The 24,872-nt window shown below is 50.7% G+C and carries 23 protein-coding genes and 2 other annotated features; of the genes, 2 read left to right on the top strand and 21 right to left on the bottom strand.

The genetic code is table 11. The features are described 5' to 3' along the window. Positions 1-51 precede the first annotated feature (51 nt). The 16 genes from obgE to LQV63_RS12945 all read right to left on the bottom strand — a co-directional run bounded on the left by obgE (position 52) and on the right by LQV63_RS12945 (position 13,573). Positions 52-1,371: a GTPase ObgE gene (obgE, locus tag LQV63_RS13020; RefSeq protein WP_019422356.1), complete on the bottom strand. Its 1,320-nt coding sequence runs from the start codon at positions 1,369-1,371 to the stop codon at positions 52-54. A gap of 12 nt (positions 1,372-1,383) precedes the next feature. Then, positions 1,384-2,106: a Spo0B domain-containing protein gene (locus LQV63_RS13015; RefSeq protein ID WP_233697026.1), complete on the bottom strand. Its 723-nt coding sequence runs from the start codon at positions 2,104-2,106 to the stop codon at positions 1,384-1,386. Positions 2,107-2,333: 227 nt separating this feature from the next. Beyond that, positions 2,334-2,645, bottom strand: a complete 312-nt coding sequence (rpmA, locus tag LQV63_RS13010) for a 50S ribosomal protein L27 (RefSeq protein WP_019422358.1) — start codon at positions 2,643-2,645, stop codon at positions 2,334-2,336. Between the two features lie 5 nt (positions 2,646-2,650). Further along, a complete protein-coding gene (locus tag LQV63_RS13005; protein WP_019422359.1) occupies positions 2,651-2,995 on the bottom strand; it encodes a ribosomal-processing cysteine protease Prp in 345 nt (114 codons plus the stop codon). A gap of 11 nt (positions 2,996-3,006) precedes the next feature. Continuing rightward, on the bottom strand, positions 3,007-3,318 hold the full coding sequence (gene rplU, locus LQV63_RS13000) for a 50S ribosomal protein L21 (protein WP_019422360.1): 312 nt from the start codon (positions 3,316-3,318) through the stop codon (positions 3,007-3,009). A 12-nt stretch (positions 3,319-3,330) separates the two neighbouring features. Beyond that, positions 3,331-3,418 (bottom strand) — a sequence feature (ribosomal protein L21 leader region). A 56-nt stretch (positions 3,419-3,474) separates the two neighbouring features. After that, entirely contained in the window at positions 3,475-4,740 is a 1,266-nt protein-coding gene (locus tag LQV63_RS12995) for an Rne/Rng family ribonuclease (protein WP_019422361.1), read from the bottom strand. 102 nt (positions 4,741-4,842) lie between these two features. After that, the gene (locus LQV63_RS12990) at positions 4,843-5,718 is read right to left on the bottom strand and encodes a M50 family metallopeptidase (RefSeq protein WP_019422362.1); all 876 of its coding nucleotides are present in this window, start codon (positions 5,716-5,718) and stop codon (positions 4,843-4,845) included. After that, positions 5,711-6,628 (bottom strand): M23 family metallopeptidase, encoded by a 918-nt coding sequence (locus LQV63_RS12985; RefSeq protein ID WP_233697025.1) that lies wholly within the window; start codon positions 6,626-6,628, stop codon positions 5,711-5,713. The genes LQV63_RS12990 and LQV63_RS12985 overlap by 8 nt, the downstream gene beginning before the upstream one ends. Positions 6,629-6,867: 239 nt before the next feature. Continuing rightward, positions 6,868-8,019, bottom strand: coding sequence for an FtsW/RodA/SpoVE family cell cycle protein (locus tag LQV63_RS12980; RefSeq protein ID WP_019422364.1), 1,152 nt, complete (start codon positions 8,017-8,019; stop codon positions 6,868-6,870). A 7-nt stretch (positions 8,020-8,026) separates the two neighbouring features. Continuing rightward, positions 8,027-8,821 (bottom strand): septum site-determining protein MinD, encoded by a 795-nt coding sequence (gene minD, locus LQV63_RS12975; protein ID WP_019422365.1) that lies wholly within the window; start codon positions 8,819-8,821, stop codon positions 8,027-8,029. Positions 8,822-8,825: 4 nt separating this feature from the next. Beyond that, positions 8,826-9,482 carry a septum site-determining protein MinC gene (locus LQV63_RS12970; RefSeq protein ID WP_019422366.1) on the bottom strand — a complete coding sequence of 219 codons (657 nt, stop codon included), beginning with the start codon at positions 9,480-9,482 and terminating at the stop codon, positions 8,826-8,828. Positions 9,483-9,601: 119 nt separating this feature from the next. Further along, complete coding sequence (mreD, locus tag LQV63_RS12965) at positions 9,602-10,129, bottom strand: rod shape-determining protein MreD (RefSeq protein WP_019422367.1); 528 nt, start codon at positions 10,127-10,129, stop codon at positions 9,602-9,604. Beyond that, positions 10,129-11,028: a rod shape-determining protein MreC gene (gene mreC / locus LQV63_RS12960; RefSeq protein WP_026011152.1), complete on the bottom strand. Its 900-nt coding sequence runs from the start codon at positions 11,026-11,028 to the stop codon at positions 10,129-10,131. Before mreC ends, mreD begins: the two co-directional genes overlap by 1 nt. Positions 11,029-11,125: 97 nt before the next feature. Continuing rightward, positions 11,126-12,160, bottom strand: coding sequence for a rod shape-determining protein (locus LQV63_RS12955; protein ID WP_233697024.1), 1,035 nt, complete (start codon positions 12,158-12,160; stop codon positions 11,126-11,128). A 43-nt stretch (positions 12,161-12,203) separates the two neighbouring features. Beyond that, positions 12,204-12,890, bottom strand: a complete 687-nt coding sequence (gene radC / locus LQV63_RS12950; RefSeq protein ID WP_019422370.1) for a RadC family protein — start codon at positions 12,888-12,890, stop codon at positions 12,204-12,206. Between the two features lie 65 nt (positions 12,891-12,955). Continuing rightward, the gene (locus LQV63_RS12945) at positions 12,956-13,573 is read right to left on the bottom strand and encodes a Maf family protein (RefSeq protein WP_233697023.1); all 618 of its coding nucleotides are present in this window, start codon (positions 13,571-13,573) and stop codon (positions 12,956-12,958) included. A 335-nt stretch (positions 13,574-13,908) separates the two neighbouring features. On the opposite strand from LQV63_RS12945, the gene LQV63_RS12940 reads away from it, so the two are divergent. Continuing rightward, the gene (locus LQV63_RS12940) at positions 13,909-14,856 is read left to right on the top strand and encodes an aldo/keto reductase family protein (RefSeq protein ID WP_233697022.1); all 948 of its coding nucleotides are present in this window, start codon (positions 13,909-13,911) and stop codon (positions 14,854-14,856) included. A 334-nt stretch (positions 14,857-15,190) separates the two neighbouring features. Here LQV63_RS12940 and LQV63_RS12935 read toward each other — a convergent pair whose 3' ends face one another. The 4 genes from LQV63_RS12935 to LQV63_RS12920 all read right to left on the bottom strand — a co-directional run bounded on the left by LQV63_RS12935 (position 15,191) and on the right by LQV63_RS12920 (position 22,322). After that, positions 15,191-16,504 carry an SPOR domain-containing protein gene (locus LQV63_RS12935; RefSeq protein WP_233697021.1) on the bottom strand — a complete coding sequence of 438 codons (1,314 nt, stop codon included), beginning with the start codon at positions 16,502-16,504 and terminating at the stop codon, positions 15,191-15,193. A gap of 310 nt (positions 16,505-16,814) precedes the next feature. Continuing rightward, positions 16,815-18,194, bottom strand: a complete 1,380-nt coding sequence (gene murC, locus LQV63_RS12930) for a UDP-N-acetylmuramate--L-alanine ligase (RefSeq protein ID WP_019422375.1) — start codon at positions 18,192-18,194, stop codon at positions 16,815-16,817. Positions 18,195-18,198: 4 nt separating this feature from the next. Continuing rightward, positions 18,199-19,587, bottom strand: coding sequence for a bifunctional folylpolyglutamate synthase/dihydrofolate synthase (locus tag LQV63_RS12925; RefSeq protein ID WP_019422376.1), 1,389 nt, complete (start codon positions 19,585-19,587; stop codon positions 18,199-18,201). Positions 19,588-19,679: 92 nt separating this feature from the next. Further along, positions 19,680-22,322, bottom strand: a complete 2,643-nt coding sequence (locus LQV63_RS12920) for a valine--tRNA ligase (protein WP_325175881.1) — start codon at positions 22,320-22,322, stop codon at positions 19,680-19,682. A gap of 149 nt (positions 22,323-22,471) precedes the next feature. Beyond that, positions 22,472-22,767 (bottom strand) — a binding site (T-box leader). A gap of 215 nt (positions 22,768-22,982) precedes the next feature. Here LQV63_RS12920 and LQV63_RS12915 point away from each other — a divergent pair. Beyond that, the gene (locus LQV63_RS12915) at positions 22,983-23,147 is read left to right on the top strand and encodes a hypothetical protein (RefSeq protein WP_019422378.1); all 165 of its coding nucleotides are present in this window, start codon (positions 22,983-22,985) and stop codon (positions 23,145-23,147) included. A 91-nt stretch (positions 23,148-23,238) separates the two neighbouring features. On the opposite strand, the gene LQV63_RS12910 is transcribed toward LQV63_RS12915, so the two are convergent. Further along, a complete protein-coding gene (locus tag LQV63_RS12910) occupies positions 23,239-24,765 on the bottom strand; it encodes a LysM peptidoglycan-binding domain-containing protein (RefSeq protein WP_233697020.1) in 1,527 nt (508 codons plus the stop codon). Between the last annotated feature and the right edge of the window lie 107 nt (positions 24,766-24,872).

The raw sequence follows: 24,872 nt of genomic DNA, 5'->3' as shown, positions 1-24,872 counted from the left end.
AGACCGCATGTCCATAATAGGACCTGCGGTCTTTCCTTTGTTGTTTTTATGTCAATAGTAGCTGCTGCCTTCTACGAATTCAAATTCGAACTCGCCAATACGGATAATCGTTCCATCCGTTGCCCCGCGTTTGCGCAGCTCTTCGTCCACACCCATTTTGCGCAACGTGCGCGCAAACTTCAAAATGGCATCGTGCGAGTTCATTTGCAGTCGTTTCAGCATACCCTCAATCGCTTCGCTCTCTACGACAAACATCTCGTTCTCACGGCGAATCGTGAACTCCGACCGCGCCTCTGTCTTTTTGTTATACCGATAAATTTTCCGTTCCTCGACCTCAGCCACTTCTTCGACTTCAGGCGCATCCGGTAACTGCTCCAGCATATTCATCGCCTTATAGAGCAGCTCTTGCACACCCATTTTCGTCAAGGAAGATATCGGGACGACTTCGATGTCCCGACCGGTCTTGTCGCGCACTTTCTCCTTAAAGATCGCCAGCTGCTCTTCCGCCTCCGGCATATCCATCTTGTTCGCCGCCACGATCTGCGGGCGTTCCGCAAGCTTCTCGTTGTACAGTTCCAGCTCTTCGTTAATCTTCATCCAGTCATCGAACGGATCCCGTCCTTCTGTCCCGGCCATGTCCACAACATGGACAATAATCCGGGTACGTTCCACGTGACGAAGGAATTCATGTCCTAGTCCGATGCCGGTATGAGCGCCTTCGATAAGACCCGGCAGATCAGCCATGACGAAGCTGCGGCCGTCTCCCACATCTACGACACCGAGATTCGGAGTAATCGTCGTGAAGTGGTAGGCGCCAATCTTCGGCTTGGCGGAAGAAACGACAGATAACAGCGTTGATTTACCGACGCTTGGAAAGCCGACAAGCCCGACATCAGCCATCACTTTCAGTTCAAGCACGACCCAGCGCTCTTCGCCTTCTTCCCCATGCTCCGCAAGCTCAGGCGCTGGGTTGGTAGCTGTGGCAAAGCGGATATTGCCGCGCCCTCCCCGGCCCCCCTTCGCAATGATGACTTCTTGATCTTGCCGCGTCAGATCGGCAACGATCTCCTGCGTATCGTCATCCACTACGACCGTTCCCGGCGGCACGCGGACGATCATATCTTCCGCGTTCGCTCCATGGCGGCTCTTGTTGCGGCCTTTTTCTCCTCGAGGAGCCTTAAAGTGCTTCTGATAACGGAAGTCCACCAACGTACGCAAACCTTCGTCAACACGAAAAATGACGTTGCCGCCCCTTCCGCCGTCGCCTCCGGCCGGACCTCCCATTGGCACATATTTCTCACGGCGAAACGAGACAATACCGTCACCGCCGTCGCCGCCTTTTACATAAATCTTCGTTTTATCTACAAACATGCTGTCACCTCATTACGCGCTGCATGGCACGACGATATGAAATGCATCGTGCTCATTATTTTGTTTCGCCGACAACTGCTCCAGCCGCACGCCGCGTTCCGATGCAATCCGACTAAGCTGTGCGGCCACTTCGCCCGGCCGAAGCAGTTTCCCTTCATATCGATAACGGATAACTAGACGGTTCGGTTCTCGCACGAATGCAAGCTGCAGCGGACTGAAGGTGTCCATTTGCGCCTTCGGCGCGAAGCGGAACGTCTGCACCGTCTCCATAATCACATCCGCTAAGCGGCTTGTGTCTACTTCCAAGTTCAATCGGTCGAGTTCTACAGGCTCGGGAATAATCACGTCGAGCGGCATTGTACCACCTGAAGTGCGTTGCTGCATTAGAAACATGACCAGTTCCGGTATGCCCAACTTCGCAATACGGCTTTCCTCTGCCATCCTTGCTTTTATTGTTTCCACACATTCCGGTAATTTATCGTACTTCTTCAAACGGACATAACCGTACAATAGCTGCAGATCATTCATCCAGTCGTGACGCTGATGATTCATCAACTCAATCGCCGACCATTGATATGACCGCAGCATGCGCTGCCGCTGTCTTGACTGCTCCTGCACAAGAATAGCGGCTCCGGAAATGAAGCTGACGGTTAAAAATATGAGACATACAGCACGCCATTCCCAGGTGAGATCCCTGCCGATGATGAACGCGGCGCTACCCAACGCTACTGCCACACAACATCCCAACCCTAAGCGTATCCTCTTCATGGTTTCGCTCCCCGTTAACGTTTCCATGTTTCCAAATTATGTGCAAACACCCCAAAGTTCAGTATATCATGCAGGTGATTCGCACGTCCAAGAAAAGTGAAACGATTCTGGTCTCGTCGAAGCCGTTTTGTCAAAAATCGAGCGTTATAGTTAAAAAAAACCCCCGGCTCAAGCCGAGGGTTCCTCATGTCGTCTTACTTCTCCACAGCTGCTGCAACTGGTGCAACATCAGCCGGGTAGACGCTCACTTTTTTGCGGTCGCGACCCCAACGTTCGAACTTCACGACGCCTTCCACTTTCGCAAACAGCGTGTCATCTTTACCGATGCCAACGTTGTTGCCCGGATGAACTTTCGTGCCGCGTTGACGCACCAGGATACTGCCAGCCGTTACCGTTTGGCCATCGGCACGTTTCACACCAAGACGTTTCGAGATACTATCTCGACCGTTCTTTGTGGAACCTACCCCTTTTTTCGATGCGAACAACTGAAGGTTCAGTTTTAACATATGGTCTACCTCCTTTGCTCAATCATTTGTTCTTCTATTTGAAGATACGAACCGTATGAAGCCTCGATCGTACGTAAACTGACGATCATCGACTCCAATAGCAGTTGAACTTTCGTTTCAATGTCTTTCTGCTCAATAAGCGGCACAAATCCGCTTAAGAAGCCATCCTTCATCTTGCACTTCAGTTCAACGCCAGTCAATGCTTCAACGGCGTTCACCGCGCCCACCGACACAGCGGAGACACCAGCACATACGGTATCTTCCCCGTAGGGAGCGTAATTCGCATGCCCTTCAATCGAGAAGCTCTCAATTGAGCGGTCTGACTTTCGTCGAATGTTAATGCGAATCATCACGGCACCTCTTACGCCTTAATGTTCTCAATCGTCACTTTTGTATATGGTTGACGATGACCTTGTTTACGACGATAGTTCTTTTTCGCTTTGTACTTGTAGACGACAACTTTCTCGCCTTTTCCATGCTTTTCTACTTTCGCCGTTACAGCAGCGCCGGATACGACCGGAGTACCTGTGACCAAACCTTTGTCATTGGATACTGCCAATACACGGTCGAACGTCACGCTTTCGCCTTCAGCAGCGTTCAGCTTCTCGATGTACAATACATCGCCAGCTTGAACTTTGTACTGCTTGCCACCCGTCTCAATAATTGCGTACATTGTGTGCACCTCCTCATGTCTCAGACTCGCCTAAATCAGGTGGTAACGCTCAAAAAGAGCATTACGCTTGCCAACCCGTTCGGTGCGGTTACAGCATGTGTGCAGCAACTAGACTAGACACATACTTGTAGATTCTAACACATCCCTTACAATAAATCAACGCATAAGTTCCGTTTCACGATGTGGGACGACTGCCGACACCAAGCCGGCTCCATTACAAGTGGGACAAGTCTGAAATAGTCGATTCATCACTTGCTCGCGCACTTTTTTGCGTGTCAATTCCAGCAAGCCGAGCTTCGTCCATCCGACGACCAAACATTTTGTTCGATCCTTCTTCATCATTTGCTCTAGCCGCTCGACTACACGCTCACGATGTTCGTCCGTGTCCATGTCAATAAAATCGACAATGATGATGCCTCCGATATCTCGTAGACGGATAAGACGCGCAATTTCTTCCGCCGCTTCCATATTGGTTAAGTATACCGTCTCTTCAAGATCGCTTGTCCCCGTATATTTGCCCGTATTCACATCGATAACCGTCAACGCTTCGGTCTGATCCCAGACTAAATAGCCGCCGCTTTCCAGCCAAGTCTTGCGCTGAATCGCTTTGTCCAAATATTCGTCGATCCGATATCGTTTGAACAATGGTTCGGCATCCTTATAGATGTGAACCCGATGCTCCAAATCCGGTGCGAATGAACGAATAAACGAAAGTACTCGCTTCGCTTGCCGTACATCGTCAATAAGCAGCTGGTCAATATCACGGGAGAACGCATCACGAACCAACCGTTCCACCATGTTCAGATCGTGGTGCAGGAGAGCAGGCGCTTCCACCTGTTCCGCACGGCGTTCAATCTGCTTCCATGCTTCTCGCAAAGATTGAATATCGCCTTCCATCGTATCCAACGTTTCTCCTTGAGCAACTGTACGAATGATCATACCTTCCTCATTCTCGCGAAGCTCATCCGCCAATTGTTTCAAACGGGTGCGTTCCGCTTCCTGCTCAATCTTCTTGGATACTCCGATATAATCGGCAAAAGGCATATACACCGAATATCGACCAGGCAAAGAGTAATGCGTCGTAACGCGAGCTCCTTTGCCGCCTAACGGCTCCTTCATGACTTGCACGATAAGCTCTTGTCCGACGCGAAGCAAACTTGTAATCGGAGGTTTCTGTTTCGGTTGTTTCTCCAAATGCGGGTGCAAACAATCATCGACATAAAGAAATGCGTTCTTCTTCTGACCGATGTCCACAAATGCAGCCTGCATCCCCGGAAGTACATTCACAACACGGCCTTTGTAAAAGCTGCCTACAAGCGTTGTGCCAGTGGCACGTTCGACTGCAAATTCGACGAGCCGACCATGTTCCAATAACGCCATTTGCGTTACTTGTTCCTCACAGTGAACAATCATTTGATTCATGGTATCACCTCTGCTACAGCGCGTCATAGTCCATTGTAACATGAAGCAGGATGCGGTGAACATGTCGGTTTATGGAACGAGCAAAAAAATAACCCCCAAGCTCTATTTCCGTCCGATATTCGTGCCGCCGGGCGTCGGAGCATCGAAGAACGCATCGATTAGCTGCTGCTCGGGGATGACGCGTTGAATGCGGCCGCTCTCGCCCATCACATAAATAAAATGATACGAATCCCGCCTAAATAGACGCACAACCATCGATAAAGATCGACCGGATTGAGCGACGATCGGCCGCCCTAGAGACACACGCTGCTCCCATTGCCTTAGCCGGATTGGCCGGTGCATCAGAAAGCGCACGAAGCGATAGGGAAGGTTGCGCTGCTCCACCCAATTGCTCCACAGCAAAAATAGGGAGAGCACAAACAAGTTCAAATTCATTCGTTCTCCTAACAGTAAAGGATAGACACTGAATAATGCCATCAACACGCTGCATCCAATGCTCATCCATGCGCCTAGCAGAAGTGTCCGGTGATAGCTGAACCAGAGTGAGCATACTGCTTGCAGCATGCGTCCGCCATCCAGCGGCAAGATAGGCAGCAAATTAAATAAACCGATGAACGCGTTCGCTCGTACGAAGTCTTCCGTCCACTTATCATTCCACCATCCCATATGTTGAAAAAAGAGGGCAGCAGCGATCATGATGCCATTTTGCAGCGGGCCCGCTATGGCTACAATCCATTCCTGCCATGCCGGAGCCAGCGATCCATCTTCCGTCTCCGCCACCCCCCCGAACGGGAGGAGCTTCACTTCCGTAATAGACCAGCCGAACATTCGGGCGGCGACCACATGTCCAAGCTCATGAACGAGCACAATTGCGAATAGCGTTAACAACTCGAATATATAACCGGTTAGAGCGGCCATGCCCAGCATGAGGACGAAAAGCGGATGCAAACTGTAGACGGTGCCCCTCCATTTAATCAAACGAAATCACATCCGACGGATCGATGTACTGACCCTCTTTTTTGATAGAAAAATAAAGGGTATTCGGCTGCGCAGCTGAGGATGAGGATGAGAAATCTGCCAGCGAGCCGATTGCTTCTCCCGCCTCTACCCAATCGTTCATCTGAACCGAGCTCGAGCTAAGACCGCCATACACCGTCTCCAAGCCTTCCGCATGCTGGACGATAACGGTTGTCCCTTTTTCAGGATGATGTGTAATATCTATTACCCGGCCGGTCGTTGCGCTGTGCACCTCTGCCACTCCGCCTTCAGACGAGTCGGCTGCGATACGCACCCCCTTCAGACTCATGGCGAACGGCTGCACCACCTGGCCTTTCAACGGGGGAATGAGCGATATTTGGGCCTGTGCCGGCTTCGTCGCATCCACGCCTTGCGCGAACTGCGGAATGAACGATGGCGCGCCGGAGAATGTACGATTATACCACGCAGCAATCGGCTTCATATCCATTTCCTCTGTCAATGCCTGCACGATCCATGCTCGGGCAGGAGCATTCCACTCGGCGGGATATCGCATCACACCATAGGCAGCTGCTAACAGCAGCACCGACAACATCAGTCTTATGCGGATAGAACGCCACAATCCTCCGCCTGGCTCCTGATCCCAGCCATAGCGATCATGCCATTGCCTGCGTGAGGATTTCCACAACCGTTCCGGATCGCCGGAATATGCCGGAATGGATTCCGTGTCATTCCACGTCACATCTCCTCTAGGATCCGCTGCAAGCGGAAATTCATCTTCGTATGGAATGATGTACTTATCGTCCGTAATATTCTGCGGTTCCATGACCACCATCTTGGCTTCCCGCGGATTCTCCTTGTTTATAATTTCTCGTATGCGCTCCTGCCTACGCCGACGAATGTCCTCTATCATGCTTGCCTCATCCCTTCATCACCGATTTCAACATACAGCCGTGTTGAACTTGTGTATATATCATATGTATGACAAGCCCCAATCGGTTATGAACAAGCTCTCCTTTAGAGGTTGTTCATAAAGTCCATTTTTGAACATGTTCAATTAGTACGCATGAGTCATTCTCCACAAAAAAAAAGGCTCCGCATCAGATCCTTCTTGAAGAAGGTCAAAATACGGAACCTTTGGCAGCCGGGCAATTAAGGCTCCAGCTGATATTTTTCCTGATAAATACGTATGCTCATGACAAGACCGATACAAACCATATTCAAGATGAGAGACGTGCCGCCGTAACTGATAAACGGCAACGTAATCCCGGTAATCGGCATAAGACCTATCATCATTCCGATATTCTCAAAGATTTGGAATACAAACATGGAGACGATCCCGATTATCATGTACGAACCCCTCAAGTCATAGCATTGGAAGGCGATAAGTATCATCCTGTATATTAACAAGAAGTAGAACAGAAGCAGCAGTGAGGAACCTTGAAACCCGAACTCCTCTCCAATGACAACAAATATAGCATCAGAATAGGTATACGGAATGAAGCTGCGCCGCTTCAATTCCCCTTGCATGTAACCGTCCCCGCTCAAGCCTCCGGAGCCGATGGCGATCATTGCGTAATTCGACTGGTGCTTGGCATCGTTGGTCGCTTCTTCCGGATTAATCAACGTATCGATGCGCGTAAACCAATGCTCCTGCTTAATGACGTCTCTAAAAAAGCCTTGCAAATCGACTCGAAAAGTAGTAAAGGCAAAAAAGACGGCAGCGAACATAACGGCGGCCAGCAGGCTTGCCAGCAGAACATGGCGATATTTCATGCCGCCTATCCATAGCATCCCAATCAAGATCACGATGTAAATAATAGCGTTCCCCAAATCGGGTTGCTTGACAACAAGCAAAAACGGAACCAAAGTCACAGCGATAATAGGCAGCAAATCTTTGGTAAAGGTTAACGGATCGCCGTCTCTTCTGCCGATCAGCTGCGCCAGTGCAAAGATAAGCGTAATTTTGGCCAACTCCGCAGGTTGGAATGACATTCCCCCGGGAAGCTTATACCAGCCGATCGCTCCGTTCAGATTTTGCCCAAAATAGAATACGCCTACAAGCAAAACTATCGTAATACCCATCGAGATCGGCCAGCTCTTAAGCAGCCAGCGGTAATCGAATAAAGCGACAGCGAACATCAGCAAAAAGCCGATAATGAAATAAACGACCGTCTTCATTGCTGTTCCTTCAAAAGTCGGATCACCATGCGTCGCACTGAGAATTACAAGCGGGCTGAACACAGAAAAGGCAAGCAAAATTCCAACAATAACCCAATCGATTCTTTTAAATTTGTTCAGCACTGCTCACTCATCCCATTCCCAAAAACTTCTTCATCCGGGTGAACACGCCCTTTTTCTGTTCAAGCGGCATAAGCGGCACCGTGTCTCCTAATATACGGCGAGCAATATTGCGGTAAGCCATTGCTGCGCGTGAATCCGGGTTCATTACCGTCGGCTCGCCTGCATTTGCAGCCTTTATTACCATTTCATCATCAGGAACGAGCCCCAACAAATCAATATTCAGCACCTGTAAAATATCATCCAAATCAAGCATTTCACCGCTCTTCATCATATTGGCGCGAATGCGGTTCACCACTAACTTAGGCGATCCGATGCTTGCATTCTCGAGCAGTCCGATAATGCGATCCGCATCCCGTACGGCCGCATTTTCCGGTGTCGTAACGACGATGGCGTGATCCGCCCCGGCAATTGCGTTCTTGAAGCCCTGCTCAATGCCTGCCGGGCAGTCGATTATGATATATTCGAACTCTTTCTTCAGCTCTAATATAATGTCTTTGACTTGCTCCGGCGACACAGCAAGCTTATCTTTCGTTTGCGCCGCAGGCAGCATGTACAATTCGTCAAATCGCTTGTCCTTGACGAGCGCTTGATTCAATCGGCAACGACCGTCTGCCACATCGCAAATATCATAGATGATGCGATTCTCAAGCCCCATCACGACGTCCAGGTTACGAAGGCCGATATCCGTATCGACCATGCATACTTTTTTGCCGAGTAAAGCAAGCGCTGTACCCAAATTGGCCGACGTCGTCGTCTTGCCAACGCCGCCTTTACCCGAAGTGACGACGATTGCCTCTCCCATTATTCTACACTCCTTTGAACAAATTGATGTCCTTGCGAACACGATGAAGCTGCGAGATTTTATCGATCTGCATGATGCCGTCATGCACGTAAGCAAACTCCATATGCGCTTGTGTGACACCCCATTCATCCGGAGGACGGCTGATGACGTCCGCAATGCGGAGCTGTGTCGGAGCGAACAATGACGCTGCAATGACGGCGGACGAATCACCGTCCACCCCTGCATGCGCTGTGCCTCGAAGAGCGCCGAGCACGAAAATATCTCCACTGCTTATAATCATTCCGCCCGGATTGACATCGCCTAGAAATAATAAATGCTCGTCATGGCATAATATTTGTCCGGAGCGTATAATTCCAGTCATCGTATGAACGTGGTATCCTTTCGTTTCTGTCTTCGAGTCGGCATCGGATTCCAACGATCGAATGAGCAAATTCCCCCGTTGTCTTAAAATTTCCAGCACTTCTGCCTTCTGCTCGTCCGTGACGGAACGGGCCCCTAACTTGACATCGACATACACAATCGGTCCGTCGAAAAAATTCGGTGTATGGTCAAGCTTGTCACGCAATTCACGCAACAAGTCCGTAAATTCACACTCATCGTCAAGCAGGAACACAAGGCCGTCCTTCATGCCTTTAATGGTTACCAATGGCTTGGCCGTCATGAATGTTCCCTCCCCAAGGTTATCTTTTTCGTGACGGAAGAGGAAAGTTCCTGCATGAAAGTAACGAAACATTTAAAAATGGCATTAGCCGCCTGGAAATAAAGTTTCCAAGACGGCTGTTAGCCTTGTTCATCTTCGGCAGATGCCTTTCCCGACAGACGGTCAAACCATGTCCGCATCGGAACATAAATCGCTAACGCGAACAATAGCTGCACGAACAAGCTCGGTATCATAAAATCAAACAAAGCATACTCGTACGTCATGCGATTGATGCCGAACAACGAATAAACAGCGAACAGAATCGTCTGGTTCGCAAAGCTTCCAAATACCGCAATCGCCATCATCGAAAATAAAGTGGCGTTGCGCGACGTGAATAGAAGTCCGACCAAATATCCTAATAACCCCATGCTAAAAGCATGCGGACCGATCATATGACCGTAATATACGATATCTTGCAGAAACCCGAATCCCAATCCCATCAGCAGTGAGGTGTGCCGGTGCTGATATACAGCGTGGTAAAGTATGACCATGAACACGAACTGCGGGACGATGCGCCCTTGCCACGCATCCGGGATCAATACGGGCAGCACCGTTCCCTCCAGCAGGAAGAGAATGAACATGAATCCGATCATCCAGTTACGGTTCATCACTTGGCCTCTTTTCCCGTCTCGTTCGCATCCGGCGTAATGACGATGAACAGTTCGCGCCAATCGCGGTATGTCGCCGCCGGCTGCACCGTCGCCGTGCGAGTGAGACCGAATTCCCCGACATTGATGGAAATGACCGTCCCGAGAATAAGCCCCTTCGGAAAGATGCCGCCTTCTCCTGACGAGACAACCGTATCCCCTTCGGCGATTTCGTCATCCTCTTCGATGCGTGTCATAGAAAAAGTGCCGCTGCTGTGATCGTATGATTCAATCATGCCAAATGATTTTTTCTCTTTGCCCATAATCGTCGCCGAAATGGGCCGGGAGCTCGGATCCTTGTCATCCAGATTGGTCAGCAGCTGTACAGTCGAAGAGAATTCGTACACGCGGCTAATCATGCCGACGACCCCTTCCACCGAGATGACGGGCATCCCTTGACGAACGCCGTTCTTGGAACCAAGATTGACATTGATCGTCTGGTTGAACGGATCAGCCACGTTGATGGACGTCACCTGAGCAATCCGGTATTCATAAGGAAGATTCAGTTTCTTCTGCCGTTCGGTGAACTTCAAGGCATCCATCAGCGATTCATTCTGCGCTTGAATGGCATTATAGTGAGCTTTATCACGCGTGTATTGAGCAACAGCGATCTTGAGGCGCTCGTTCTCTTCATGCACATCTTTTAGATTGGACACATCTTTAATAAATCCAGAAACGTAGGATGCAGGCTTATAAAAAATCTGCTGCACGAACGTGACGGTATCATGCACAAATTTCTCCGGCCATGACAAGTTCAAGCGTCCGCCAAGAGTGAAGCCCATCAGCGCAATAAATAATATAAGTCCGAACAACATAATAAATAATCGCTTGTTCCCCAACAGCTTAAACAGTGTCAACACCTTCTCATCGTAAAGCGATCTTGTTCCCCCACAAATCAGAGCCCGCGCCGTTAGAACGAACCGACGCGGGAATCCGTAACGCCATTAAGACGCTCTATTATCGTCTGGAACGAAGAGCAGAGCTGCTGCGTCCCTTAAATAAATGAATATTGTCCAACGCGCGGCCTGTACCGATTGCAACGCAATCGAGCGGATTCTCTGCCACGATGACTGGCATTCCCGTCTCGCGCGCAAGCAGTTTGTCCAGATTGCGCAGCAAAGCGCCCCCGCCCGTCAGTACGATACCCCGGTCCATAATGTCTGCCGCAAGCTCCGGTGGACATTTTTCCAACGTCACTTTCACAGCCTCTAAGATGGAGCTTACGGTATCCATCAACGCTTCCGTAATTTCTTGGGAAGAAATCGCAAGCGTCTTCGGAAGACCCGTCAAAAGGTCACGGCCGCGAATCTCCATCTTCTCCTCTTCATCCAGCTTCATCGCCGAGCCGACATCCATCTTCAACTGTTCCGCTGTACGCTCACCAATCATCAGATTGTATTGGCGCTTGATGTACTGAGTGATAGACTCATCCATCTCATCGCCCGCTACGCGGACGGAACGGCACGTTACAATGCCTCCGAGCGAGATGACAGCCACTTCTGTCGTACCGCCGCCAATATCGACGACCATACTGCCTGTCGGCTCCCATACGGGCAGGTCCGCGCCGATCGCAGCCGCGAACGGCTCTTCTATCGTATAGGCTTCGCGGGCACCCGCTTGCTTCGTCGCATCCTCGACTGCACGCTGCTCGACCGCTGTAATGCCGGAAGGCACGCATACCATCACGTTCGGATGGCGCGGGAACAACGAACGCTGCTTCTGCGCTTGTCGAATAAAGTATTTAATCATCGTCGCGGTCGTATCGAAATCTGCGATAACACCATCCTTCATTGGACGGATGGCACGGATGTTGCCCGGCGTGCGGCCAATCATCTTCTTCGCAGCTTCACCCACTGCTTCAATCGTCTTCGTATCTGTGCGAATGGCAACGACCGACGGCTCGCGCACGACAATGCCTTTTCCGCGAATATAAACTAATGTATTTGCAGTTCCCAAATCGATTCCTAAGTCTTTTGTAAAGCCACCTAACATGATGTCAATCTCCTTTTTATAACCTTCAATCTCAATCATTATATTACATGAGCCCGCGTTCCTTCAAACTCACATATTGGTTATCTCCGATAACCAGATGGTCAAGCACTTCGATTCCGACAATTTCCCCTGCTTCCATTAACCGTCTTGTAAGAGCCACATCTTCCGGGCTCGGTGTCGGATCGCCGCTTGGATGGTTGTGAACACAGATGATGGATGCAGTTCCGTGCTTCATTGCTGCGCGGAATACTTCGCGTGGGTGGACAAGAGAAGCATCCAAAATGCCTATCGTAATCGTCTCTTGTGCCATAATGCGATTTTTCGTATTCAAAAAGAGGCAAACGAAGTGTTCCTTCTGGTAGTAACGCATCGATTCCATTAACAAATCTGCCGCATCCTGCGGACGTCGAATCGTGACGGCATCTTCTTGGCGCGCACGCGCCATACGCCGTCCTAGCTCTAAGCCTGCTTTCAGCTGAATCGCTTTCGCAAGACCGATTCCGCGGATATTCGTCAGCTCGGTAATCGACAAATCCTGCAGATGCCGCAAATGTCCCACCCGATTCAAGATGCGCTGCGCCAGCATGATCGCGGATTCATCCCGCGTTCCTGTACGCAGCAGAATGGCTAACAATTCAGAATGGCTTAACGCTTCCGCCCCATGCTGCATCATGCGCTCTCTCGGACGTTCATCGTGGGGAAGGTCGCGAAGAAGTGGACTTTTTGCCAATTCACAACCTCCTTAAATAATAAGGAAAATACGGCGTCTGTCAAAACGTTTGATTGCCTTTCCGATTACGGGATGATAATGTCAAACATCTTAAGCATATCCGTCAATAGCGATAACGGCAAGCCTACCACATTGAAGTAGCAACCTTCAATTCCAGTGACTAAGGTAGCGCCTATGCCTTGAATCGCATAGGATCCCGCTTTGTCCATCGGCTCTCCCGTTGCGATATAACGACGGATCTGTTCTTGTGTCCATGCGGTCATATGAACGGTCGTGACCCTATGGGACACTTCTTGGCGACCGTCAGCAGCACGGACGAGGGCAACGCCAGTATACACTTCATGCGATCGCCCTTGCAGCGAGGTTAACATTCGTTCCGCATCCGCTTCATCATGAGGTTTGCCTAATACCTCGCCATCAAGCACCACGATCGTGTCGGAGCCGATGACGATGCCGTCTTCACCGGACACGTGCCGTTCCTGAGCTACCGCTTGCGCCTTACGCAGTGCGAGCGCCTCCACAATTCGGGTAGGAGCCCAGTCGGCAGGTACAGTCTCATCTGCATCGCTTGGCTGTACCACATGGGGCAATCCTAATGATGTGATAAGTTCTTGCCTCCGCGGTGAAGAAGACGCCAAGACGATAAGAGAGCGGTCGGATTGTTGAAAGTGCGTATTCTTCAATGTTCTAAATCGCTCCTCGCCATTTTTTGACACCTTTTTCTATTATACGCGGAATTTTCTTTTGAAACAAACGATTCCTTTCATGATACCGCCAATCAACAGAAGGGAATTTGTGGAAAAATATAAAACTGTTATCCATATTGGTTAGACGTCAGTCCTATGCCTAAAGTTACGGAGGGAAATTATGAAACTTCTTGGAGGCGAATATCTAGATAAAGTGCTTGCAGTCCTTTCCAAATGGCAGGTCGTCTTTTACAATTGAGAAGGGAACCTCATAGCAGCAGCACGTCCAGTGGGCAATGAGTTCAAATTGAACGATTCAGGAGGTAACGAAGATGCAGTATCGGAGATTAGGCAAGAGCGGTGTGAAGGTGAGTGAAATCAGCTTGGGCAGTTGGCTTACATACGGCGGTTATGTTGAACGAGAAAATGCCGTGCAAGCGATACGGACCGCCTACGACTTAGGCATTAACTTCTTCGACACGGCCAACGTATACGAAAGAGGAGAAGCAGAGAAAGTGGTCGGCGAAACGCTTAAATCCTACCCTCGCGAGTCGTACGTCTTGGCAACTAAAGTGTTCGGTGAAATGGGAGATGGTCCGAATGATCGCGGTCTGTCCCGCAAGCACATCATCGAGCAGTGTAATGCCAGTTTGCAACGATTAGGCCATGATTATATCGATCTTTATTACTGTCATCGCTTTGATGCACAGGTGCGCATGGAAGAAACGCTGCGCGCCTTGGACGATCTCATCCGTCAAGGGAAAGTGCTCTATGTTGGCGTAAGCATGTGGACAGCTTCCCAAATGGCGGATGCCCTTGCGATCGCAGATCGTTATTTGCTGGATCGCATCGTGGTCAACCAACCGGTGTATAATATGTTCCAGCGACAGATTGAGCAAGAGGTCATTCCTTACGGTGAACAACACGGTATCGGCCAGGTCGTATACTCTCCGCTCGCGCAGGGACTGCTTACAGGAAAGTACAGTTCGGCAACGGACTTCCCGGCAGAGAGCCGCGCGGCAAAGCTCGAGTGGGTGCGCAAAGGCATTACGGAAGAGCGCATCGAACAAGTGAAGCAGTTAACCGGCATCGCGCAGGAGCTTGAGCTATCGGTTGGACAGTTAGCTATTGCATGGATTCTGCGGCAATCCAACGTCTCTAGTGCGCTTGTCGGCGCAAGTCGCCCGGAACAAATCGAGCAAAATGCCAAAGCTTCCGGCGTACAGCTGACCGATGAAGTGGTGGCACGTATCGAGTCCGTGCTGAACGCGGACGCATAAGCATCAACAGATTACAAACACCCCCTCATACAAGCCTTTCGTTATAGGAATGCCTTGCAGAGGGGGCGTTTGATCAACGCAGCATCTACTTGATAACAACGTCGTTGAACTATGGCGTTAGTTTGTGACATTTCGAGTCTTTCCCCGTTACAGACGAATACTTTCGCTTTGGCTATCCCGTTTCAGATCTGCTGCATCCCATTTCCAGTTCGTCACTTACTTCTACCACAAAAGAATTTTTGCGGCTAAAACTTTGCAACTCTGCATTCCTCCCATGCATCCTAACTTTCTATCGAAAACCGAAGAGCCGCAGGCTCCTCTCGCAACCGCAATGTTACGCCTTCATCGTGTCGAGCCAGTTGCTCTCCGCCGTACGATAAATCATGACCGCCTCCTGAACGCTCCACAAATGCGAAGCAGCAGGCTGCTTATTGTATTCATTTACCGCGCTTATCGCTGTATTCATCGCCTGTACGAGCTGCGTCCAAGCCTTGAGGGACTGCTCGGGCTGTCCCTTCTGCATCCCGTTCATCTGCTGCGTCCATTTTAAATGCTCCTGCCGCAGCTGCTCGGTTGCATCACCATCGAACCCTTTGACCTCACTCTTCTCCAAGTAAGCGATAGATTGGGACATCAGCCAGTCGTTCACCTTATCGCTCTGGGCAATGAACTGCTCCACAGTAGCCGCACCGCCTTGAAAAGCCAGCTTCGCCAATGCGGGACGCGTCATTTCACGGACATATAAATCGACCTGATTGTTCTTCATCAGCTGGCTCAATCCCATGGCATCCTCTTTTGCCTGGGCAATGGCTGCATAGACGCGATGCTGACTCGATTGCTCCTCCATGGCTGCAAGCCCGAGTTCACGCAGCTCCGAAGCTGCCTTCTTCGCGCCTTCTGGCTGATCGAACACGCCATACTGCAGCATGTAGAACACTTTTTCCGGAATATTTACTTCGGTTACATATACTCCGCCTGCCGTTGTCGCTGCATGTTGTGCAGCACCTTGGTCAGCTGCAGGCTGATTCGCAGCGGCGACCGTATTTTTCTTCCCTTCACCGCCACCCGCAGACGTAGATCCGGCCTTTACCGCAGCGCCTTGCGTGCTTGTCCCGTTCGATAGCGTTGGAATGGATGCTTCTGGATTAGGCATCGTCACTTCGCCTTTGAACAAAGAGAGAGCCAGAAATCCGAACACTGCTCCGGTCGCCACTGCCCCTGCGACAGAAGCGATCACTTTCCACAAGGAAGGTCTTCTCGTGCGCGTATGCACGCCCTGCCACAGGAGCTCTCCCTGATCGCTCAGCGATTCTCCAGCAGGATCCGCTACAGACGAGCTGAAGGAATAGGACAGCGGCTTATGATCCGCCTCTCGTATCCACCGTTCAATTTGGTCGGTCTCCGAAATATTCCCGACTTGTGCTGCAATGCCATCATGCGAACATTCTTGTTCCGTATCTTCCGCTCGCAGAGATTCACGCGGCTCCGCCATCGTATTATCGTTAACCAGCGCCGCTTCGACAGAACGGTCAATGTATCGTGTAAAAGGGCTGTCGCTCTCTTCAACCGACTCCGTAGGCTGTATGAGCCCATCGCCTGGTTCAGACTTCGGAAACCGAAACGTCATTTTTGGATTTATTCCGCTCATCTCTCGCACACCTCACCTTGTCCTCTTCGTTACTATCAGTTATATGATAGATTGCAAGACGATAGAACAAGTCCCCGAGTGATTTTTCGCAACACATGCGAATGGCTTCATGCAGATGTCGTATCCGAATCTCGCAACTCATCAGATTGTTGATAGAACGTGGTAAAGAAGGAGACGACATGCGTATCAACAACAATATGAGTGCGCGTGAAGTGCGGCGATGGTCGAACGGAACATAGGCTCTAGCATATTTACAAAAAGACCACTCCGGCTTATTTGCGGAATGGTCTCTTTGCTGTTCTATATCAGCTTACGCATGTTCTTTCAGTGCCTTCGTCAACCCATATGCCGTCTTCCAGATGTCGCCCGCACCCATCGTAATGACGATGTCTCCCGGCCGCACAAGTGATTTGAGGCGCTCCAGCGCGTCATCCTTGCTCGCGAAGTATTGTGCGTTCTTGTTGCTGTTCTCGCGAATGCACTCGACCAACTTCGAGGAATGCACACCTTCTATCGGCATTTCACCGGCTGGAGAGTAGATATCGGTAAGAATCAACTCATCGGCATTACGAAACGCACGGCTAAATTGGTCAAACAAAAAGTACGTGCGCGAATATCGCTGTGGCTGAAATACAGCAATGATCCGCCGCTTGGTGGCTCTAGCAGCTACCAAGGTCGCTTCAATCTCTGTCGGATGGTGTGCATAATCATCGACGATAAGCACATCCTGCACTTCGCCAATGACTTGAAAACGGCGCTTGGCTCCGATAAAATCGCGAATGGCCTCTGCCGCCTCGGCAAACGGCACGCCAGCCTGCATGCAGACGATAAGCGTAGCCATCGCGTTCAACACATTGTGTTTCCCCGGAATGGACAAACGAACCGTGCCAAGCGGCTTATCTTGATGCTTCATCGTAAAGGCCATGCCGCGATCTTCGGCTGTAATATCTGCTGCAACGTAATCGGCAGGCGCTTCAATACCATACGTGACCACACCATCACCTAATTGCGGCACCATGCCGCTTACGATAGGATCATCCGCGCAGAGCACGGCGTATCCGTTCTGATTACGCTGTGACAGAAACTGCACGTAAGCTGCTTTCAAGCGTTCAAAGTTCCCGTCGTAGTTTTCCAAGTGATCGGCTTCAATGTTCGTCACTACGGCGATGTACGGGTGATACGCTAGGAAGGAACCATCGCTCTCATCCGCTTCTGCCACGACGAACTCGCCGCTGCCCGCTTGCGCATTCGTACCCAGGTTCGTTACTTCCCCGCCGATAATATAGGTTGGGTTCACACCGCAGCGTTCTAGCACAAATGCGATCATTGAAGAGGTTGTCGTCTTCCCGTGTGCACCGGCAACTGCGATCCCCTTCTTCGCATTAAGCAGACGCGCCAGCATCTGCGAACGATGCAGCACGGGGACACCGCGTTCCTCAGCAGCAACCCGTTCAACGTTCTCTTTGGGACAAGCTGTAGAATATACGACGATGTCGGCATCCTGCACATACGCTGGATCGTGTCCGATATGCACCGTCGCGCCTTTCGCTCTCAATTTCTCCGTCAAATCCTGTTCGGCCACATCGGACCCCGTGACGGTGTACCCCATTTCCAGCATGACACGAGCGATGGCGCTCATTCCATAGCCCCCGATGCCGATAAAATGAATATGTTCCGTCGTCTTCAACACGAACTCACCAACCTTTTTCAGATTCGGTCCGATGCAGGACGTACGAGCGGACGTCCGCAATCAGATATAATGTGCCAGTGACTACCGCCAAATCGCCCGGTTCAGTCATCGCCTTGAGCCGTTCCAAGGACTCGCGCCAATTCGGCTCTACGATAATCTGTGGTCGGCGCGAGGCTGTTTCCAGCAATTGTTCTGCAATATGACTCAAGCTCTCCGCACTCATCTTCTTGCGGAAATCAGGTTCGGTAAAAATAATGGTATCCGCTAAAGGTAGTATATGACGCAGAACATCCTGATGATGCTTTGTTGACAGCATCCCCATCATGAAATGCAAACGCTCATAACGGTACGTGTCCCGCAATGCTTGTGCCAGCGTCTCTGCTCCTTCCGGATTGTGCGCCCCATCGAGCAGCATGCGCGGCTTCTCGCTTACTATTTCAAGCCGACCTGGCCATGCCGCACGGCGCATACCGGCACGCGTCTCCTCATCATCAAGCATGAAAGCCATATATTGCCGCAACACTTCCAACGCCATCAAAGCAGCGGCAGCGTTCTTCAACTGATGCGCCCCGTTTAACGTCAAGGTCATTTGCTCCATGCTGCGGAACGGCCCAGAGAACGTGAAGATTTGTTCATTTTCAACCGCATGCAGCAGTTCGACTGTGAATTGCTCGTTCATCGCGTACAATGTCGACTTCTGATCACCTGCCGTCTTGCGGATAATTTCGAGCGCCTCAGGCTGATCAACCGTAGTGACGATAGGCACACCCGGCTTAATGATACCTGCTTTTTCCGCCGCAATCTGCTCGATGGAATCGCCTAAGATGTCCATATGATCGTGACCGATGTTCGTGATGATGGACACGATAGGCGTTACAATGTTCGTGACATCGAGTCTACCGCCTAGGCCGGTCTCCCATACGACGACATCTGGATAAGCCACGTTCGCATAATACAAAATGGCCAGTGCGGTGGACACTTCAAACATCGTCGGCGAACCGAGCGAAGTATTCGCAATGTCATCGACAAGCGGTCTAAGCTCATTCGCGAGGCGCAGCAGCGTCTCTTCCGGTATATCCTCATTGTTATATTTAAAACGGTTCGTAAATTTCTCAATATAAGGCGAAGTAAACGTACCAACATCATATCCGTTCGCAAGCAGTGCGCTCGTCAGCAAAGCACAAGTCGAGCCCTTGCCGTTCGTACCTGCGACGTGGATAAATTTCAAGCGCCGGTGAGGAGAGCCCAGCTTGTCCATTAGCGCTTCAATGCGTTCCAGACCGGGACGTATGCCAAAAGGAATCAATGAATTAATCCAATCAATCGCTTCTTCTACACGTGTAAAGGGAACCTCGGTTATATCCGTTTTGTTCGGATCGTTTATTTCCGACATGGCTACTCATCCTTTGTATGATGTCATCAAACGACCGAACCGTCATGAGAACAGCATCTCATCCGGTTCGGCCGCATATCCACATAAATTGATTAGGCTTCTTTCAGTTCGGCAATGCGGGCGATTACCTTATCGCGCTTCTCGCTGTAATCACGCTGCTTCGCACGTTCTTCTTCGACGACCTTCTCAGGCGCTTTCGCCATAAAGCCCTCGTTAGACAGCTTTTTGTCAACGCGCTCTACTTCTTTGGTCAGATGCTCCACTTCTTTTTCCAAGCGGGCGATTTCCTGACCGATGTCGATAAGACCTGCAAGCGGCAGAAACAGTTCAGCACCGGTTACAACGGCGGACATCGCCTTGTTCGGAGCAGATACCTGCTGGCTCACTTCCAGCTTAGACGTACCGCAGAATCGTTCTACATATTCTAGATTACTCGTAACATTCGTCTCGGTTCCTGCATCTGTCGGCTTCACGAGCAGCTCGATTTTCTTGCTCATCGGCACGTTCACTTCAGCGCGAATATTGCGTACCGCACGAATTATATCCATAAGAAGCGTCATCTCGCGCACTGCATCCGGCGCCTCGAACTGAGCATCGTATGTCGGCCAAGCGGCCAGCGTAATCGTCTCGCCGTCATGCGGCAGATGCTGCCATATTTCTTCCGAAATAAATGGCATGAACGGGTGAATCATGCGCAGCGTGCGGTCCAGCACATATGCCAAGACGGATTGCGTCTTCTTCTTAGCCGCTTCATCAGTGCCATATAGACTGATTTTGGCAAATTCAATATACCAATCGCACAGGTCGTCCCAAATGAAGTTATACAGCACGCGTCCGGTTTCGCCGAACTCATACGCGTCCATTAGGCGGGTAATATCGCGCGCCGTTTCATTCAAGCGGTGCAATATCCAGCGATCCGCCGTTCCGAGCTTGCCGGAAATATCGATCTCCTCATAGTTGAAGCCTTCGAGGTTCATGAGGGCAAAGCGCGAAGCATTCCAAATCTTGTTCGCAAAATTGCGCGCTTGCTCTACCCGCTCCCAACGGAAGCGCAAATCTTGTCCTGGCGTTCCGCTCGTTGAAATCATAAAGCGCATAGCGTCTGCGCCGTATTTCTCAACGACTTCAAGCGGGTCTACTCCGTTGCCGAGCGATTTAGACATTTTGCGGCCTTCCGAATCGCGTACCAGGCCGTGCATCAGCACATCTTTGAACGGAATATTGTCGGTAAACTCAAGTGCCGTAAAGATCATCCGCGCAACCCAGAAGTATATGATATCATAACCTGTTACGAGCACGCTTGTCGGATAGTACCGCTGCAGGTCATCCGTCTGTTCCGGCCAGCCTAGCGTGGAGAACGGCCACAGTGCGGAGCTGAACCACGTATCCAGCACATCTTCATCCTGCTTCAAGTTTGCGCTTCCGCAAGAAGAGCACGCCGTCGCGTCTTCACTGGCAACATGGACATGGCCGCAGTCTTCGCAGTACCAAGCCGGAATGCGATGACCCCACCAGAGCTGGCGGGAGATGCACCAGTCGCGCACGTTCTCGATCCAATTTAAATATATTTTTTCAAAGCGATCAGGTACGAAGTGAACGCCTTTTCCTGTCTTCTGCGCTTCAATCGCGCGTTCTGCGAGCGGCTTCATCTTGACGAACCACTGTGTCGATAAGTACGGCTCGACGACGGCACCGCTGCGTTCGCTGTGACCAACCTGATGCACGTGATCCTCAATCTGAATGAGCACGCCTTGCTCCTGCAAATCTTTCACAATTTGCTTGCGGCAGTCCGCACGGTCCAAACCTTGATATTGCGCAGCATGTTCGTTCATCTTGCCAGACTCATCCATCACTGTAATTTGCGGCAACTGGTGGCGCAGCCCGACTTCGAAGTCATTCGGATCATGAGCCGGCGTAATCTTAACGGCCCCGCTTCCGAATTCTTTTTCAACATATTCGTCAGCAATGACCGGAATTTCTCGACCGACGATCGGAAGCACCAGCATCTTGCCGATCATATGCTTGTAGCGCTCGTCTTCTGGATGAACCGCTACCGCTGTATCGCCTAACATCGTCTCTGGACGGGTTGTGGCCACCGTAATGGAGCCGCTGCCGTCTTGCAGAGGGTATTGCAAATGATAAAGATGGCCTTGCACCTCTTTATACTCAACCTCAATGTCGGACAGCGCCGTACGGGCAGCCGGGTCCCAGTTAATAATGTATTTTCCACGGTAAATTAAACCTTGCTCATACAGCTTCACGAATACACGGCGAACAGCTTTGGATAGCCCTTCATCGAGCGTGAACCGCTCACGTGAATAGTCTAGAGAAAGGCCCATCTTCGCCCATTGCCCGCGAATCGTATTCGCATAATGCTCTTTCCAGTCCCACACCTGCTCCAAAAACTTCTCCCGTCCCAAATCATAGCGGGAAACGCCTTCTTCACGCAGCTTCTGCTCCACCTTCGTCTGCGTCGCAATGCCCGCATGGTCAGAACCGGGCAGCCACAGCGCATCGAATCCTTGCATCCGCTTCGAGCGGATTATAATATCTTGCAGCGTAAAGTCAAGCGCGTGACCGATATGAAGCATCCCGGTAACGTTCGGTGGCGGAATGACGATGGTGAATGGCTGTGCGTCTTTTTTATTGCCCGCTTTGAAATATCCGCCCTTCAACCAATATTCATACCACTTTTGTTCCGCTGCCTTCGGGTCGTACGTTGTCGGCATGGACATTTGTTCATGATTTTCTGACAATGGAATCCCTCCGTTTATCATCGTGCACGTCATATAGACAATGTGCTCCTTGCACAAGCAGAAACGACTGTCCGTCCGTTCTACAAGGACAATTCGCTTCAATGCGGCAAAATAAAAAACCTTACGCCTCAAAGGACGAAAGGTTTAGCTTCCGTGGTACCACCTTTATTCCGCCATTCAAATAAAGGGCATGTATGGCCCAATCAGCTGTGGCGGCTCTTGAACTGCAAGGTAACGGTTGCGACCGTCCCATCCTAGCGCAGCTGCGGAACATGATGAACGTAATGCTCATACACTACCGTGATGCGTTCAAACGGGCGACTCCCAGATGACTTCAGCGCGGGACTTCCTGCAGGCGTTGCACCTCATCGCTCTGCTCTCTGTAAGGGCCTTGACGCTTACTCCTCCTGATCAATGTCTTTGCTTCACATGTATCCATCGTTTACTGAAACATAAAAGGTTGAAACGTTTACGATATATTTTACCTTCGCGCCTTGCATGAGTCAATAGACGAGTTCCAATTCCTTATAGAGGTTGAAGAAAAAGAATAAAAGGCCTTCTTTTCTAACATCCGCTTATAGATTAGTCATATCCCGAATTTCCATTTTCATAACATGTACTATGGGGGGTGGTCCATGCATGGAACGTTGGTGGGTGCGTATTCGTTATTCGGTGAAAGGTGTCATTTTCCCTCTCATCTGCTTGCAATTCGTTCGAACCTTGCTTCTGCCAAGCGGACTCGATGTATTTTTGCTATTTGCGTTATTTCTGATTTACCTCGGCTTTTTGTTAGACGTATATTAATTCATGCATCACAGCAATAGACCCGTCCGCTGGAAAGCCGGACGGGTCTATTGTTGATGAGCAGTTTTTCATTCCTCAGGTCGATATCGAATTATGATGAAATCGGGATATACAAGACCTGGCCTTCTGTTACACTAGGCTCGGCAAGCCGATTATACAGTGCAATTTCACGTGAGTTCATACGGTACCGGTCCGCGATCGTCTCGAGTGTATCCTCCCGCTGTACAATGCATAATCGTACCTTTTTGAATGCAGACTCATGATTGACTCGCTGCAAAAAGAGCGACTGCCACTTCACATCGTCCCCTGTCGTGTCCTTCTGCGCCTCTACCAAAGCGGCTTCTTCCTCTGCCGCCACTCGTGCTTCCCGCTCCTTCTCCTTCGTCTGATAGCTCGATTGCAGCAGGGAACTGAAGCCGAGCTGCTGAGCCGCTTCCGGATCCGCAGGCTTCGCGCTGCCGATCGCAACCTTCATCGCCTGCTTCGGCTCAACCGTTGCAGGAACAGATTCTTCTTCAACGACGACAGCATCGACCTGTTCCACCTGTTGCTCGCGGCCTGCATCTTCGTCCTGAATCGCTTCCGCATGATGCGATTCGGCAGGATTTGCTTCCACATGATGCGATTTGGCTTCTGTCGCAGGAGGTGAATTCCCACCGGAACCGGTAGTAGCTGCCGGTTCGCGCTGCTCTGGCACTGGTGCTCCCGCAACCGGTTCCGCCTTCGCCTCGTCCGAGAGTCTGCCCGCCATTGAAGCATCAAACGCGACATCGCTATCCGCTGCTTCATCCTCCGCTTGCCTCATCTGCAGCGCATCCGTGAACGTCTCCGCAGCCGGTTCCTTCTCACCCTGTGCAGTAGAGGACTCCACGTTAACGGTTGCATTCGCCCAAGGGGATTGGCTCCACGTCCATGACATGGGCTCTTGCTCCACATTTTCGGTTCGTGGTGTCGTGGCAGGTTCATCATCAGCTTCCGGCGGCAACGGATCGGACTCCCTTTCCTCCGCATTTTGTTGAATGGAAGCTTGCCATACTTCACTCTGTCGTTCATTCTCCGCGGAAAAGGAAGATATCTCAGCCTTTTCCTCCGTGGCAGGTGATGTCTGAATAGGCTGGCCGTAATCCCGCAGCCACGAAGGTTCTTCCTCTTCCCGCTCGCCATCCGTCTGATGCACGACCGTGAATTGCTCAGGCTCCCATGCCGGCAGTTCGGCGGACTCCATTGCAATCCCGTTTAAAGATAAAATGCCTGTAATGTTCAACGTTCGAGTCGAGATCAAATCGACATCAAAATGTTCAATGTCTACTGAAATGTCATCCAAGCTTCGGATACGGTTCAGTGGAAGGGTAATCTCAACAGGAATCCAATGCTCCAGTGTCTGACTCGTCTCATCTCCTGACGTTCCTACATACGCACCTGCCAATAGCAAGCTGCCACGCACCGTCACTTGGTCTCCGGCTGGAATGACTTGAATATGCGGTGTCAATTCAACCTCTTCCAATTGGTCAATGCCGACGACATCGTCGGACAAATGTACGCGTTCATAAATATCAAATCTTAAACCATAAGATTCATCATACACAGACTGCTCCTCCTCCCGCAGTTCATCTGTCATCCGCCCTTGTTCCCAGCCCTTATACGGTACAATGTGCATATCTTGCTGGCTGTTGCAAAGTCAGACTCGGTTCACTACTTCATCTATATGGGAGTAAAGAGAGGAGC

The organism is Paenibacillus profundus (genome assembly GCF_021369635.1).
GTDB lineage: Bacteria > Bacillota > Bacilli > Paenibacillales > Paenibacillaceae > Paenibacillus_B > Paenibacillus_B profundus.
This window is presented reverse-complemented; position numbering and strand designations above follow the sequence as displayed.

Coding starts and splice junctions, on each gene's coding strand:
- obgE (WP_019422356.1), bottom strand. CDS start 1,371: ATGTTTGTAGATAAAACGAAGATTTATGTAAAAGGCGGCGACGGCGGT.
- rpmA (WP_019422358.1), bottom strand. CDS start 2,645: ATGTTAAAACTGAACCTTCAGTTGTTCGCATCGAAAAAAGGGGTAGGT.
- LQV63_RS13005 (WP_019422359.1), bottom strand. CDS start 2,995: ATGATTCGCATTAACATTCGACGAAAGTCAGACCGCTCAATTGAGAGC.
- rplU (WP_019422360.1), bottom strand. CDS start 3,318: ATGTACGCAATTATTGAGACGGGTGGCAAGCAGTACAAAGTTCAAGCT.
- LQV63_RS12995 (WP_019422361.1), bottom strand. CDS start 4,740: ATGAATCAAATGATTGTTCACTGTGAGGAACAAGTAACGCAAATGGCG.
- LQV63_RS12985 (WP_233697025.1), bottom strand. CDS start 6,628: ATGATAGAGGACATTCGTCGGCGTAGGCAGGAGCGCATACGAGAAATT.
- minD (WP_019422365.1), bottom strand. CDS start 8,821: ATGGGAGAGGCAATCGTCGTCACTTCGGGTAAAGGCGGCGTTGGCAAG.
- LQV63_RS12970 (WP_019422366.1), bottom strand. CDS start 9,482: ATGACGGCCAAGCCATTGGTAACCATTAAAGGCATGAAGGACGGCCTT.
- mreD (WP_019422367.1), bottom strand. CDS start 10,129: ATGAACCGTAACTGGATGATCGGATTCATGTTCATTCTCTTCCTGCTG.
- LQV63_RS12955 (WP_233697024.1), bottom strand. CDS start 12,160: ATGTTAGGTGGCTTTACAAAAGACTTAGGAATCGATTTGGGAACTGCA.
- LQV63_RS12940 (WP_233697022.1), top strand. CDS start 13,909: ATGCAGTATCGGAGATTAGGCAAGAGCGGTGTGAAGGTGAGTGAAATC.
- LQV63_RS12935 (WP_233697021.1), bottom strand. CDS start 16,504: ATGAGCGGAATAAATCCAAAAATGACGTTTCGGTTTCCGAAGTCTGAA.
- LQV63_RS12925 (WP_019422376.1), bottom strand. CDS start 19,587: ATGTCGGAAATAAACGATCCGAACAAAACGGATATAACCGAGGTTCCC.
- LQV63_RS12920 (WP_325175881.1), bottom strand. CDS start 22,322: ATGTCCATGCCGACAACGTACGACCCGAAGGCAGCGGAACAAAAGTGG.
- LQV63_RS12915 (WP_019422378.1), top strand. CDS start 22,983: ATGGAACGTTGGTGGGTGCGTATTCGTTATTCGGTGAAAGGTGTCATT.
- LQV63_RS12910 (WP_233697020.1), bottom strand. CDS start 24,765: ATGACAGATGAACTGCGGGAGGAGGAGCAGTCTGTGTATGATGAATCT.